We start from the raw sequence: 12,378 nt of genomic DNA, 5'->3' as shown, positions 1-12,378 counted from the left end.
AGTTTTTGGTCGGCGAGACTTCGCCGTTAAGGAATTGCGAATCATGACGAATTGGCCAGCGCCTGCCCCAAAGGAAGTTGTCTATGTGATCGGTGACGTTCACGGGTGCGTCGGGAAGCTGGAAAGGCTGCTCGCTCGGATTGATGAAGATGCAGCGCGGCAACCGGATGTACCAAGCAAAGTGATCTTTGTCGGCGACTACATTGATCGCGGCGAAGGCAGCGCCACAGTGCTGCAATTCGTGGCAGAAATGACGGCATCCCATCCCGGCCAAGTGATTGGTTTGATGGGTAATCATGAGCGAATGCTGCTCGACTTCCTCTCCGATCCCACGGGTTCCGCAAGACGCTGGATTCGCTATGGGGGGCTGCAAACCTTGGCAAGTTTCGGCCTTGGCGGCGGGCTTACCACCGATAGCAGAAATGCAGGTGATCTGCTCGATGCCGCAGGCGACTTGATGGAGGCGATGGGCCCCGCCTTGGTCGACTGGGTGGCAAACCTGCCGCTCTCGTGGTCGTCGGGCAATCTGTGGGTCGTGCACGCCGGGGCGAACCCGGAAAAAACGATGGAGAACCAATCCTCTCGGAGTTTGCTTTGGGGCAACGATGCCTTCCTGAAACAGCCACGGACCGACGGGCAATGGGTGGCGTTCGGGCATCAGCCGTTTGAAACGCCCTTCGCCGAGCAGGGCCGCATCGCCGTTGATACCGGGGCCGTGTACGGCGGGTCGATGACCGCCGCGCGGATTGATCCCAGCGGCGACGCGAGTTTTCTGAGCGCCTAAAGCGCCCTAATCACCGCGTCCTGTGGCAATCGTCACCAAGGTACGCCACACGATCCACAGGTCCATGCGAAACCCCGCTTGATTGATATACTCGATATCACTCAATGCCTTAGCTCGCGTGGCCTCCACCCCTTCGGCATAACCCAGAGTGATCTGCGACAGCCCGCTTATCCCCGGACGCACAGACAACCTCCGCCGATACTCGGGGATTTTCGCCAGAAACTCCTGCGCATGGGGCAGCGAATCCGGCCGGGGACCAATCAGGCTCATCTCGGCCCGTAGCACATTCACCGCCTGTGGCAGCTCATCCAGCCCCATGCGGCGCAGCAGCCCGCCAAGCGGCGTTATGCGGCCCGTTTCAACCGGATCAGCGGCGCCGCGCGTGGCCATGCCGCAAGTCATCGTCCTGAATTTATAGACAACAAACGCCCTCCCACCCTGCCCCATCCGAAGCTGGCGAAACAGCAAAGGGCCCGGGTTGAACACTGGGTTCAATCCCACCAAAACGCCGGCAAGGGCGGCGGCAAACGGCAAAAGCAACAGCGCAAAAACCCAGTCCAGCACGGGCCGCGCGCGCCAATAGGCTTCCGACCCGCCGACGCCCATGGGTCGAGTCTGTCTCGGCGCCGGACGCACCCCGACTGGCAGCGCAGTGGCACGGTCAAAATCGGGGACAATGGTCATCGCGTTCCCTTTACATCGGCGCGGCGGGCCAATGGCGGCCCTTACACAAGCAAAAGACCTGACACGCAGGCCCTGCCGCCACTCAATCTCAAGACGTTAAACATCCGGTTAAACTTTGAATGTAGAGTCGCGGGTCTAGGCGCTCAATTGCGCCAAGACGCGAGGGACGAGGCGACATCCCACGCGAGCAGCCAATGGCATTTGGGCTATCAAGGGATTGAAATGGCACATCAAAAGAACCACCGAATTGCGATCTTGGGATCGGTGGGCGCGCCTGCGCGATACGGTGGATTTGAAACACTTGCCGATAACCTCGTGCAATTTCACGCCGCCCATTCCCGGCCCGAGGCGCTTTGCGTCTATTGCAGCCGCCCCGCCTACCCCGATCAGCCGATGATTTATGGCAATGCAACGCTTCGGTATTCTCGGCTTCGCGCCAACGGGGCGTCCAGCGTGCTCTATGATGCCGCCACCCTGCGTGATGCGATCGCCAAAGGCTCCGATGTGGCGCTTTTGCTTGGGGTGTCCGGGGCCATCGCTCTGCCGCTCCTGGCGCGAAAAGGCACCCGGATCGTGACCCATGTGGATGGGTTGGAATGGCGGCGCAAGAAATGGTCCAAGCCCGCCCGCGCCTTCCTTCGCTGGTCAGAGCGTTTGGCCGTGCAGCATTCCGACGCCATCATCGCCGACAATCCCGCCATTGCTACCTACCTGCGCCGCACCTATCGGATTGAGCCAGAGGTCATCGCCTATGGCGGCGACCACGGCCAGCAAGCGCGTCAGATTGCGCCGGCCTCTCAGTGGAACCTACCCAAAGACTACGCGCTGGCCCTGTGCCGGATCGAGCCGGAAAACAACATCCGTATGATCCTCGCCGCCTGTCAAAAGACCGCTACCCCGCTGGTTTTTGTGGGGAATTGGGAAAGCAGTGCCTATGGGCGGGCATTGAAGCAGCAGTATTCGGGTGATCCGGGTCTGCGCCTTCTTGATCCGATTTACGGGGCTGATGCCTTGTTTACGCTGCGCAGCAACGCGGCGGTTTATATTCATGGCCATGCCGCCGGGGGCACCAATCCCGCGTTGGTAGAGATGATGCACTTCGGCCGCCCGACCCTGGCCTTTGAATGTGTGTTCAACCGCTCCACCACCGCGGGGGCAGCGCAGTTCTTTACCGGCGAAGCCTCCCTCGTGGCCGCGCTTCAGGGGCCAACGCCCTGCAATGGCGACGCGCTACGCGAAATCGCCAGGCGCGACTACCTGTGGGCGGATGTGGGTGCCCAATACTTTGAGTTGTTCAACCGACTTGCACAGCGGCGTGCGGCCACGACCACGCGCCCGGAAACGACGCGGGGGATGGTTCTCACCCCCCCACTGCCGCTTCAATTTGACGGGCAATCTCAACGGACCAAGCCCCGATGATGGGCAGAAACTCGATCTGGCTGAGAGCCCACACGATGATCGACAGAAGAACGGTCGCACCAATTACCGTGCCAAGGCCCACAGCCATCCCGACCGCGAATCTGAGCAGCAAGATACGGGGAACCGATTGATAGACCTGAAACATCCGGTGCTGGCGCAGAAAAGACAGCTCCTCCCTCAGGGCGCGCACCTCATCCTCCAGCCGGGGCGGTTGAGGGGCGGCAGGATCGGTCTCCGTGTCCGGCATAGGCTTCCCTTCCTTGTCAGGCGCTTGGGGCGGCTAAAACAGCAATGCCCCCTCGATTAGCTGGTCACGGCGGTCATGAGAAGCCTTTGCCTAATAATGGAGGGAGGCGCCAAGGGCCGGAAAACCGGCGTGCGCGACGGCCTGAGCGGTGAAAGAACCGGCCTCGCCCCTATTGAACGCCAAGGGTCACGGCGGCGTCGAATTCCGCTTCGAATTCGTGGCTCACCACGTCTGCATGGGCCTCCATGCTGTGGTAGCGGACAGACCCAGCGACCAACATCATGGATACAAGCCCCACGGCAACGCAGGCCGCACCGACCACGACCCAATCAACCTTGGGCGTGTCATGCTCATGATCGAGGCGTTGCTTGTTTTTGGCGAACATCAGGTTCCGCTCCGGGGCCATTACTTTCGTAGTCCAGTCGAAATAATCCCGAAAATATGGCGTTCTGCAGGCACATCCACGGCGGTGTTTTGATTTTTTGGGGTCCGGGCCACGGCCAGAGCTTATGAAAGAAAGGCCCGCATCGCCTGATAAATCACCGCTGTTGCCGCATTCGACAGGTTCAGTGACCGGATATGGGCGGATCGCATCGGCAAATGAAACGTGCGCTTGGCCCGCCCCGACAGCACCTCCGGCGGGAGACCCTTGGTTTCCTTACCAAAAATTAGAAACGCATCGGCAGGATATTCGGGCTCATAGACCGAGCCCCCTTCGCCGTCGTTCTCGAACAGAAAAAGCTGGTCTTCCCTTGGGCCGCGATCGCGGATGAAATCTTCCCAGGAGTCATATTCGCTCAGGCGGACGTGTTTCCAGTAGTCGAGCCCCGCCCGCCGCACCGATTTGTCCGAGATGTCGAAGCCCAAAGGGTGGATCAGGATCAACTCCATATCCAACGCGACGCAGGTCCGCCCGATCGTGCCGGTATTTCCGGGGATTTCCGGGTGGACCAGTACAACCTTCATGTCCGGCTGAACGCTGCGCGTTTCCGCCCCTGTGTCAGGGGCCAGCTCCGTATCAGGCATGGGGGCGGTCGCGTCCTGCAATGGCACCCCAACGCCCCGGAGCGGCTTTCGCGGCCCGCGCCTGCCGCGCCAGTTGCGCTTGCACCGCGTTGCGCCATGGCCCTTCCAGCCGGGTCTTGGCGAAGCCATCGGCCCAATCCAACACGTCTTCCGCATCATCGGGGCGCAGGCGCAGTGCACCGTCGATCAGCGTCTGAACCGAGCCTGCGGGGGTATACCACCGGTCCTGCATATCGCGCAGGCGACCCGGCAGAACTTTGCCCAATCCCCGCACAAGGCCATTATCCGCGAAACGCTGGATCAGATGGCCCATCTCGTCGCGGCTGTACGAGATCAGGGGCGGGAAAGTGTCCAGGAACAGCGGCCCGTTTTCATCCATGCCAAACCGTTCAATCCTGGCGTGAAAGCCGACCCGTTCCGGACGTTGCGCGACACGGCGCCAAAACTCGGCCACATCCGTTGCGACACGGTCCAGCAGGCCAATTGCGGCCTTGGGGCCGGCCTTGCGAAACAGGGGCTCGAACATCATATCGTCGGCCACGGCCTTCTGCACGATCACCGGGCGCTGCACGCCAGCATCGTCGATCAACCTCAGGTGCGTTTCCGGCACGCGAATGCCCGCCAGCCGCAGGCAATCCACATAGGCATCATGACGACGGGCCAGCAATTCTTGCACCTCGGGGTCACGACCGCCGCGATAAACTGTCAGGTAATGCCCCGCCAAAGGCCCCGACACTGGCATCAGCGGCGCACCAAAATAGCGCCGCTCCGCAGGGACGGTGCTGCCCTCGGCAAGGGCCACTCGGATCAGGCTGGTGAGGTCAGACATGATTAACAAAGGCCCAAGAAACGAGCGCGACAAAGGAACAGATGGTTGAACGTGCAGCGGCCAAAACAGCGATCCCCCCGAATCTGTAGCGTGGCTTTGGACGAGCATGGACGTCGCCCTGCGACAGCGGCAAGTCACGTTAGGGGTTTGTTAACGCTATCCGGCCTAAATCAAACTTATGCGTTGCGCGAGGGTCACGGTTTTGGGTCTTGGCATGGTGGTGGGGCTCGGTGCCCCTCCGGCCAGCGCCGGGCCGTGGGCAAGGGAGGCGGGCGATGTGTTCATCTCTTTCCAGATATCGGCGGAAGAAGCCCCCTCAGACGTCATCGCTGGCCTGTGGGAGCCGGAAACGTACCTCAGCGCCTATGGCGAAGTGGGCCTTGGGCGCAGCCTGACCCTTGGCGCGGATCTTGGGCAGGGCGATACCAGCCGGCAGGCCGTCGGGTTCTTGCGCTATTCCCTCAGCCCGCCCGAGGCGCCATGGCAGTTTGCCATCGATGCCGGGTTGGGGATGCGACAGGTCGGCGACGCGGACCCCCATGGGCTGGTGCGTCTTGGCGCATCGCTTGGGCGCGGCTTTGGCGCGGGCGGCGAGGCTTGGTATATGCCTCTGCACCACCGCGGTGGATGGGCCACCCTTGATCTGACCGCGTTTTATGATCTTGAGCTTCAGGAACCCATTTTGCAGGCCGAAACCACCCTTGGCTTCAATCTGTCTTCTCGGGCCTCGCTGATCTTCTCCCTCAAGGCCGAGGATTGGCCGGGTGCCGATTTCCTTGTCACGGCCTCCCCTTCCTTTGTGTTTCAGATCGTGGACAGCACCTCTCTTCGCTTAGGGGCGCGCGGCGCGTTGATGGGAAGTGATGCTGTCGGCATGTCGCTGTCGATATGGCACGAGTTCTGACGCGCAGCCCCTCGCCCCCTGTCACACGGGCTGGTAGAGTGCCCCATGGCCAAACGAGACCCGATCCGCCCCACCGATGACGACGCCCGCGCCCTTGCGCGATCGCTGATCGACAGCGCCCGTTTCGCCGCTCTCGCCGTGCTGGACCCGGCCACAGGCGCGCCGGTTGTGACCCGCATCGCCCTTGTTCCCGGCCCGGATGGCCTGCCGCTGACCCTGATTTCCAGCCTCGCCACCCACACCAGTGCCTTGGAAGCGAACCCGACATGTTCCCTCCTGATCGGAGAGCCCGGCCCCAAGGGTGATCCCCTCACCCATCCGCGCCTGACACTTCAGGCCACGGCCGCCCCGGCGCAGAAGGCGGAGCTGCGCGACCATTATCTTGGCCTCTACCCCAAGGCGCAGTTGTATTACGACTTTTCCGACTTCCAACTGATCCGGTTCACGCCAGTCAGCGCCCTTCTGAATGGCGGTTTCGGCAAGGCTTTTCACCTGGTGCCCGCCGATCTCGTGGCCCAAACGCCGCAAATCTGATCGGCACTGTGCGTTACCCATTAGGCACAGCGAAATTTCCGTGCCATTCTGGCGCCATGACAAATCACGCCCTCGACCAAGACCTGATCGGCATCTGGCTGTTGCCCGGCCAACCTCAGACCTATGAGATCACCGATGACGGCAGCTATTACATTGCCGAACCCGATGAGCCGCTGCATTTTCGCGAAGGCGGCTCCCAGATGGTGTGGGGCGGGCGCAGCTATTCCCGCGTGATCGGAGAGGGCGAAACTCCCGTCGGCACCTGGCGCGAGGATGCAACGGGCGACGGCTGGGATTTCACCGCCGATCACGCCTACACGATCCTTAGCGCCACCGACGAAACCGGCGAAACCTTCACCGGCATCTGGGCTTTGCGCAATGAAGGCACCAGTCTTTGGACCTGCGAGAAACAGGCCGATCTGGAGACCGACGGCGCGCATCTGACCTTCCTGACCCCTTCGGGCGAGGCGTTGCGCTATGGCTACGCCGTGGATGAGGGGTTGCTGACCCTTCTCGACCCCGACACCTGGCAAGAACTGACGCGCTATATCAGCGCCGAGCGCATGGTGCGCAGCGCCGCCGGATAAGCCACGCTACCGCCCGAATGTGCCCTTGATCCGCCCGGTCAGATTGGGCGTCACCCACCCGCCATAAATGTCGCCGGGCTGCGGCATCACGCGGTTGTCCCCCACATGGGCAGCATCCAGCGCCGTGGCGAAAAAGGCGATGTAATCGCGCAGCGGCTCGTACCGGGCGGTTGGGGCAGGAAAGCTCCACGCCGCGCGGCTGGCACGGCGGCCGTTGATCACAAGGTCATAGTGAACCGCCCGGCCCTTCCAGTTGCAAAAAGTCTCGTGCCCCACCGGCACAAGAGCAGACATCAAGATATCGGATTGAGGGAAATAATAGGCGGGCGCGTGGTCCGCCACGATCACACGAAAGCCTGCCTGCGTGTCAGCAATCGGGATACCCCGAAACACCGCGCGCAACCGAAGCGCCACGGGCTCTACCGCCGGAGGGCGCGGATATTCGGATACGTTTTCAACAGGTAGCATGGCGATTTTCCCCAAGGCTCGCCTGCGTCTACCGTGCCTGCGTCCCGGACGCCACAGCCCCCCGGACTGCCGCAGCAGGGTCCGGGGGGCTGGGGGTAGTTGCGAAAGCCGCTGCCGTCGGCTTGGGTCAGTTATCGCACCGCGCGGTGACATAGGCCGCGCCCTTCACGGCTTGCGACCACGTCACCCGCAGGGTCTGCCCGCCCACGCTTTGGTAGCCCTGCGCATAGGGGGCCGAGTAGATCACCACGTTCGAGCTGGAGTGCAAAGGCCCATCGGGCAAGACCGACAGCGCGTATTTCACCGGCGCGCCAAAGGGGAGGTAATCGCTCAGGTCGACGTTCCAGCTTTGCACCGCCGAGCCTTCGACCGCCCGAACCGAGATCGGGTTTTCGGTCCGTTTCACGATGCCTTGGAAAACGTTGCCCTTGAACTCCAGATCCGCCGTCCGGTTGAGATCAAGCGGCGCAATGGAATCGTCCACGCCGTCCACGGCCTCTAGCTGCGCGCCGTTTGTCTTCTTGAACAGGTTGCCAGTGATCGACATGCCGTTAATGAAATGATCATCTCCGTGGGGTTTGATCGAGATAAACCGCATCCAGGGTGCCGTGTTCGTGGCAAAGAAAATGTTGCCTTGCACGGTCAGCCCGTGGAACGACAGCCCGCCGGTGAAATTCGGGTTGGGGTCCTTTTCGTTCGTCCATTCGATGTAGCAATTGTCCACATAATTGCCCGTGAACGTGCACTTCGCATTGGCGTCCGCAATCACCAGCCCCGGTGACCGGACCCCTTCCACGATGCCATCGCCCTGGAAAAAGTGATTGCCCGAAATGATGTTGCCCGACCCGGAAATCACCCCGAAATGCAGGAACTTGTTGGCCCGGTTATCCCGGATCTTACAATCGCTGGAGTTGATGTTGAAGCAGATCGACTTGCGTTGGGGCACGTTGATTGTTTGCTCGTTCGACAGGAACTGACAGCGGTCGATCTGCATCCCCTGGCAGCCCTCATCGGCGCTGGTGATCGCCCGGTCCTTGGGGCCGGTGAAGTAGCAATCCTGGATTTGGAACACCAGGCCATCTAGCGCCAGATTGATCGCGGAACACAGGCCGCCGCACAGGAACTCGACATCGGACACAATGAACCGTTGCAGGTTTTGCCAGCCAATGAAGTCCAGCAAGTATTTGAAGCGCGTGAACGTATAGGTCTGGTTGGCCGGAGCCGCGCAGAGCGGTGACGACAAATAGACCTTGCTTTGGGCCGCATTGACGGCCCGTACATAGACCTCTCGCCCCACCCCTTGCGGCGCCGTGACAAGGGAGCCGATCTCGATCGAGGCGGCGTTGGATACGCCTGTCAGCTCAAACGATGAAGACGATGACCACCCGGCGCTGCGCGTCTCCACCGTGTCATTCCACGCTGTCGAGGCGGCCGCCGCGAACTGGCCATTTCGCAGAACACGCCGGTTGGCGTAGGTGTTCTTGTTGCCCACAACCCCTTGGATATCCAACGGCTCATCCAGAATGATCCGACGCCCACAGAGGTCAAACGCCTCAAAATCAGACTGGTTGAACAGCTGTTGCAGGCCCTTTTTCAGCCCGATGACCTCATCCCCGAACGCCTCGGCATAGCCATCCAGATCGAAGTTTTCGTTCAACGCAAGGCGGGTGCTGTCGCCCATGACAATGCGGCCTTCAAACCGGGCCGGATTGGTGAAGGTCAGGTTCGATCCAATAAAGAAATCGCCCGTCGGCACCATCACCTCGCGCCCGTTGGCGGCGGCGTCGGCAGCGGCAAAAGCCTCGCGGTCATCGGTGGTGCCATCGCCCACCGCGCCGAAGTCACGCACATCGACCCAATCCATCATCTGACGGTGGAAAACGCTCGTGACGTCCTCAACCGTGATGCTCTCAATCCGCAGTTGCGCGCCGTTGGGGCCGGTCAAATCGAGCCCAACGTGGGCGTAGCTCGGCCCTGCTCCCCAAGCCAGATCAACACCGCCGCGATCGCCCGTGCCAAGGATCGCGGTGACCGTCACGATCGAGCCGTAGGCGGTGATATCAACGTCAGCCGCCGCCTCGGTCAGACCGGGGACATGAACATCAGATCCCGAGCCCGGCCAAGCGGCAATTCGCACGTCCGGCAGGTTCCCCGACAGCACCTTCAGGCGGGCCGAGATGCGCAGATACATGCCCGGAATGATCGGCGTCTGCCCCATCCAGCGCAGCTTGGTGGTGGCGTCCGTCTTCAGGATTTCAAGGCAATCGCCGAAATCGCTGTCGGCGGCCACAATCGCCGCGTTCGGTGCCGTCGCCCATGTATCGCTACCGGGACGGCCGTCTTGCCGGGACCAATCGCCCAGGCCGTCGGCAAATGCTGGCGGCATCAGGATTAGGCCGTCTGTGATCACCTGGTTCATATCATACCCCTTTTCCGCACGGGACCATGCGCCCGTTTAAAAAAGGGGGCCCCGCGTCATCCAAGACCGGAACAGGGCAACCGAGGCACCTGAACGGTCACCTCGGTTGTTTTGCAATATCTGTAAGTCACCGGGTCCGGCCGACTGGGACGGCAGATAACCCGGATTGCACCGCCATGATTAGGCCATAAAGGTTAAGGGGTTGTTAATGGCGCCGATGACACCCCGAAACTTTCCGATGATCTTTGGCAAGAAGCGGTCGGCAGACCGCGCTCAACCAAGCGCCCGCAGGGCGCGAGGTCCGCACGGCGCGGAGCGCGTGGGCGACGGCGAAGCCGGCGCAATCCCATGGCCGGGCGCACCGCCCGAACAATGGCTCAGACCCCAATATCGGGTGCGCGCAAGATCTGCACCCCGTTGATCCGCCAGCCCTCGGCCAGTTCGACCATCGAATAGCCAAGGTAATGCAGGGTCCCCGCCTGATCGACAACTTCCACCCGCTGCACAATCATCGCGCCCAAGGTCTGCAAGTCGATGAATGCCACCTGCCCCGGTTGCCACACCATTGGGAAGGCTTGCTCAACCATGCGTCCAAAATTCTGAACGTCGCCGAATTGTCCCTGGATCGACGGGCTGGCGTATTGCCAGGCCTCCAACACATCCTCGGCGCGGAAGGCGTTCAACTGGCTGTCGATAACGGCCTCAATCTGCGGGTTGGGGGGCAGAAGCTCTTGAGCTGTGGCGGGCAATACGGCGGCCAATGCGATGGCGGCAGACAGGATCAAGGCACGGATCATGGGGCGTCTCCTTTTGGGATGCCCCATGATCTAGCGCACGCGACGAAAAAGTCAGCCCGCCAGCTTGCCCGCCAAGCCGTCCTCGATCAGTTTCACTGTCTCATCAATACCATAGAGAGCAATAAACCCGCCGAAACGCGGCCCCTGAGATGCCCCAAGGCAGACCTCATAGAGCGCCTTGAACCAATCGCGCAAAGGCTCGAACCCGTGATCCTTGCCCACGGCAAACACGATGGTCTGGATCGCCTCGTCCTCGATCGGGCCGTCATAGGCCTTCAGGCGCGCTGCCAGATCCTCCATCGCCGCCCGCTCTTTGTCGTCGGCCAGGCGGAAGACCCGTGTGGGTTTCACGAAGTCGTTGTAGTAGCGCACTGCAAAGCCTGCCGCTTGATCCAGATCGGGGTGCGTTTCGGCGCTGGCATCGGGCGCGTAGCGGCGGATAAAGCCCCACAGCCCCTCTTTATCCTCAGCCGAGGCGACCGACGCGAGGTTCAGCAGCATCGCGAAGCTGACAATCATGGTCGAGGTCGGCACGTTATGGCCGTGGATATGATAGACCGGGTTTGCCAAGCGCTTGGCGGTATCCTGGTCGGCATAGGCGCGCAGCTGTTGGTGATATTCGTCCACCGCCTTGGGGATCACGTCGAAATGCATCCGCTTGGCCGTCTTCGGTTTGCCGTACATGAAATACGACAGCGACTCGGTCGAGGCATAGGTCAGCCATTCATCAATGCTGATGCCGTTGCCGGAAGTCTTGGAAATCTTCTGGCCGCCTTCATCAAGGAACAACTCGTAGGTGTAGGTCTCGGGCGCTTTGGTCCCGAGAATCTCGCAGATGCGCGAATAAATCGGCGCATTGGTGGAATGGTCCTTGCCGAACATCTCGAAGTCCACGCCGAGGGCAGCCCAACGAGCGCCGAAATCGGGCTTCCATTGCAGCTTCACGTTGCCGCCGGTCACCGGCAAAGTCCATTCGCGCCCATCCTCGTCGTCGAAGGTGATCGTATGATCGGCGGCGTTCACCGACTTCATCGGCACATAGAGCACGCGGCCTGTTTCCGGGTGGATTGGCAGGAAGATCGAATAGGTCTGCTGGCGCTCTTCGCGCAGGGATTTCAGCATCACTTTCATGATGTCGTCGTAGCGTTCCACCGCCCGCTTCAAGACCTCATCGAACTGGCCGGACTGGTAGAACTCTGTGGCGCTGATGAAGTCGTACTCGAACCCGAAGGTATCGAGAAAGCGGCGCAGCATGGCGTTGTTGTGGTGGCCGAAGCTTTCGTGGGTGCCGAACGGGTCGGGCACGGCGGTAAGCGGGCGCTGGAGGTGCGGTTTCAGGCTCTCGGAATTGGGCACGTTCCCCGGCACTTTGCGCATCCCATCCAGATCGTCCGAGAAACAGATCATCTTGGTGGGAATGTCCGAGATTACCTCGAACGCGCGGCGGATCATCGTCGTGCGCAGCACTTCACCGAACGTGCCGATATGAGGCAGGCCCGAAGGGCCATAACCTGTCTCGAACAACGCGTATCCCTTTTCGGGCGGTGCCTTCTCGAACCGTTTCAAGACACGGCGCGCTTCTTCAAAGGGCCAAGCCTTGGAGGTCATTGCAGCGTCGCGCAGATCGGTCATCTCATCTCATCCTATGGAAACGGGCCTATCAATCGGGCCCAAAACGAT

General features: G+C 61.2%; 14 protein-coding genes. 5 read left to right on the top strand and 9 right to left on the bottom strand.

What is annotated here, in order from left to right; all coding sequences use genetic code 11:
- Positions 1 to 43: 43 nt before the first annotated feature.
- Complete coding sequence (locus tag AADW23_RS07900; RefSeq protein ID WP_341863961.1) at positions 44 to 784, top strand: metallophosphoesterase family protein; 741 nt, start codon at positions 44 to 46, stop codon at positions 782 to 784.
- Between the two features lie 6 nt (positions 785 to 790).
- Here the strand turns inward: AADW23_RS07900 and AADW23_RS07895 are convergent, their stop codons facing one another.
- On the bottom strand, positions 791 to 1,468 hold the full coding sequence (locus AADW23_RS07895) for a sugar transferase (protein WP_341863960.1): 678 nt from the start codon (positions 1,466 to 1,468) through the stop codon (positions 791 to 793).
- 222 nt (positions 1,469 to 1,690) lie between these two features.
- Here AADW23_RS07895 and AADW23_RS07890 point away from each other — a divergent pair, with 222 nt between their 5' ends.
- On the top strand, positions 1,691 to 2,887 hold the full coding sequence (locus AADW23_RS07890; protein WP_341863959.1) for a DUF1972 domain-containing protein: 1,197 nt from the start codon (positions 1,691 to 1,693) through the stop codon (positions 2,885 to 2,887).
- On the opposite strand, the gene AADW23_RS07885 is transcribed toward AADW23_RS07890, so the two are convergent.
- The 4 genes from AADW23_RS07885 to AADW23_RS07870 form a co-directional block, all read right to left on the bottom strand.
- Positions 2,829 to 3,134: a DUF5665 domain-containing protein gene (locus AADW23_RS07885; RefSeq protein ID WP_341863958.1), complete on the bottom strand. Its 306-nt coding sequence runs from the start codon at positions 3,132 to 3,134 to the stop codon at positions 2,829 to 2,831. The genes AADW23_RS07890 and AADW23_RS07885 overlap by 59 nt on opposite strands.
- 169 nt (positions 3,135 to 3,303) lie before the next feature.
- Positions 3,304 to 3,519, bottom strand: coding sequence for a hypothetical protein (locus AADW23_RS07880; protein WP_341863957.1), 216 nt, complete (start codon positions 3,517 to 3,519; stop codon positions 3,304 to 3,306).
- Between the two features lie 122 nt (positions 3,520 to 3,641).
- Entirely contained in the window at positions 3,642 to 4,160 is a 519-nt protein-coding gene (locus AADW23_RS07875; RefSeq protein ID WP_341863956.1) for a tRNA (cytidine(34)-2'-O)-methyltransferase, read from the bottom strand.
- The gene (locus tag AADW23_RS07870; RefSeq protein ID WP_341863955.1) at positions 4,153 to 4,989 is read right to left on the bottom strand and encodes a DUF6206 family protein; all 837 of its coding nucleotides are present in this window, start codon (positions 4,987 to 4,989) and stop codon (positions 4,153 to 4,155) included. The genes AADW23_RS07875 and AADW23_RS07870 overlap by 8 nt, the downstream gene beginning before the upstream one ends.
- Before the next feature lie 178 nt (positions 4,990 to 5,167).
- Between AADW23_RS07870 and AADW23_RS07865 the strand changes: the two genes are divergently transcribed.
- Genes AADW23_RS07865 through AADW23_RS07855 form a run of 3 tightly spaced genes read left to right on the top strand, consistent with a single transcriptional unit; the run spans position 5,168 to position 7,014 of the window.
- Positions 5,168 to 5,893, top strand: coding sequence for a hypothetical protein (locus AADW23_RS07865; RefSeq protein ID WP_341863954.1), 726 nt, complete (start codon positions 5,168 to 5,170; stop codon positions 5,891 to 5,893).
- 45 nt (positions 5,894 to 5,938) lie between these two features.
- On the top strand, positions 5,939 to 6,427 hold the full coding sequence (locus AADW23_RS07860; RefSeq protein WP_341863953.1) for a pyridoxamine 5'-phosphate oxidase family protein: 489 nt from the start codon (positions 5,939 to 5,941) through the stop codon (positions 6,425 to 6,427).
- Positions 6,428 to 6,483: 56 nt separating this feature from the next.
- Entirely contained in the window at positions 6,484 to 7,014 is a 531-nt protein-coding gene (locus tag AADW23_RS07855; protein ID WP_341863952.1) for a hypothetical protein, read from the top strand.
- A 6-nt stretch (positions 7,015 to 7,020) separates the two neighbouring features.
- Here AADW23_RS07855 and AADW23_RS07850 read toward each other — a convergent pair whose 3' ends face one another.
- From AADW23_RS07850 to AADW23_RS07835, 4 genes are all read right to left on the bottom strand, one after another.
- Entirely contained in the window at positions 7,021 to 7,482 is a 462-nt protein-coding gene (locus tag AADW23_RS07850; RefSeq protein ID WP_341863951.1) for a DUF427 domain-containing protein, read from the bottom strand.
- Positions 7,483 to 7,609: 127 nt separating this feature from the next.
- Positions 7,610 to 9,901 (bottom strand): right-handed parallel beta-helix repeat-containing protein, encoded by a 2,292-nt coding sequence (locus AADW23_RS07845; protein ID WP_341863950.1) that lies wholly within the window; start codon positions 9,899 to 9,901, stop codon positions 7,610 to 7,612.
- A 377-nt stretch (positions 9,902 to 10,278) separates the two neighbouring features.
- Complete coding sequence (locus AADW23_RS07840; RefSeq protein ID WP_341863949.1) at positions 10,279 to 10,698, bottom strand: DUF4864 domain-containing protein; 420 nt, start codon at positions 10,696 to 10,698, stop codon at positions 10,279 to 10,281.
- A gap of 51 nt (positions 10,699 to 10,749) precedes the next feature.
- On the bottom strand, positions 10,750 to 12,330 hold the full coding sequence (locus tag AADW23_RS07835; RefSeq protein WP_341863948.1) for a lysine--tRNA ligase: 1,581 nt from the start codon (positions 12,328 to 12,330) through the stop codon (positions 10,750 to 10,752).
- Between the last annotated feature and the right edge of the window lie 48 nt (positions 12,331 to 12,378).

It is taken from the genome of Gymnodinialimonas sp. 57CJ19 (assembly GCF_038396845.1).
Classification (GTDB): domain Bacteria; phylum Pseudomonadota; class Alphaproteobacteria; order Rhodobacterales; family Rhodobacteraceae; genus Gymnodinialimonas.
Note: the sequence above shows the minus strand (reverse complement) of the source record. Positions and strands in the feature narration are given on the sequence as shown.

Excerpts from the sequence above, each read along its gene's own strand:
- AADW23_RS07900 (WP_341863961.1), top strand. The coding sequence starts at position 44 with ATGACGAATTGGCCAGCGCCTGCCCCAAAGGAAGTTGTCTATGTGATC.
- AADW23_RS07895 (WP_341863960.1), bottom strand. The coding sequence starts at position 1,468 with ATGACCATTGTCCCCGATTTTGACCGTGCCACTGCGCTGCCAGTCGGG.
- AADW23_RS07890 (WP_341863959.1), top strand. The coding sequence starts at position 1,691 with ATGGCACATCAAAAGAACCACCGAATTGCGATCTTGGGATCGGTGGGC.
- AADW23_RS07885 (WP_341863958.1), bottom strand. The coding sequence starts at position 3,134 with ATGCCGGACACGGAGACCGATCCTGCCGCCCCTCAACCGCCCCGGCTG.
- AADW23_RS07880 (WP_341863957.1), bottom strand. The coding sequence starts at position 3,519 with ATGTTCGCCAAAAACAAGCAACGCCTCGATCATGAGCATGACACGCCC.
- AADW23_RS07875 (WP_341863956.1), bottom strand. The coding sequence starts at position 4,160 with ATGCCTGATACGGAGCTGGCCCCTGACACAGGGGCGGAAACGCGCAGC.
- AADW23_RS07870 (WP_341863955.1), bottom strand. The coding sequence starts at position 4,989 with ATGTCTGACCTCACCAGCCTGATCCGAGTGGCCCTTGCCGAGGGCAGC.
- AADW23_RS07865 (WP_341863954.1), top strand. The coding sequence starts at position 5,168 with ATGCGTTGCGCGAGGGTCACGGTTTTGGGTCTTGGCATGGTGGTGGGG.
- AADW23_RS07860 (WP_341863953.1), top strand. The coding sequence starts at position 5,939 with ATGGCCAAACGAGACCCGATCCGCCCCACCGATGACGACGCCCGCGCC.
- AADW23_RS07855 (WP_341863952.1), top strand. The coding sequence starts at position 6,484 with ATGACAAATCACGCCCTCGACCAAGACCTGATCGGCATCTGGCTGTTG.
- AADW23_RS07850 (WP_341863951.1), bottom strand. The coding sequence starts at position 7,482 with ATGCTACCTGTTGAAAACGTATCCGAATATCCGCGCCCTCCGGCGGTA.
- AADW23_RS07845 (WP_341863950.1), bottom strand. The coding sequence starts at position 9,901 with ATGAACCAGGTGATCACAGACGGCCTAATCCTGATGCCGCCAGCATTT.
- AADW23_RS07840 (WP_341863949.1), bottom strand. The coding sequence starts at position 10,698 with ATGATCCGTGCCTTGATCCTGTCTGCCGCCATCGCATTGGCCGCCGTA.
- AADW23_RS07835 (WP_341863948.1), bottom strand. The coding sequence starts at position 12,330 with ATGACCGATCTGCGCGACGCTGCAATGACCTCCAAGGCTTGGCCCTTT.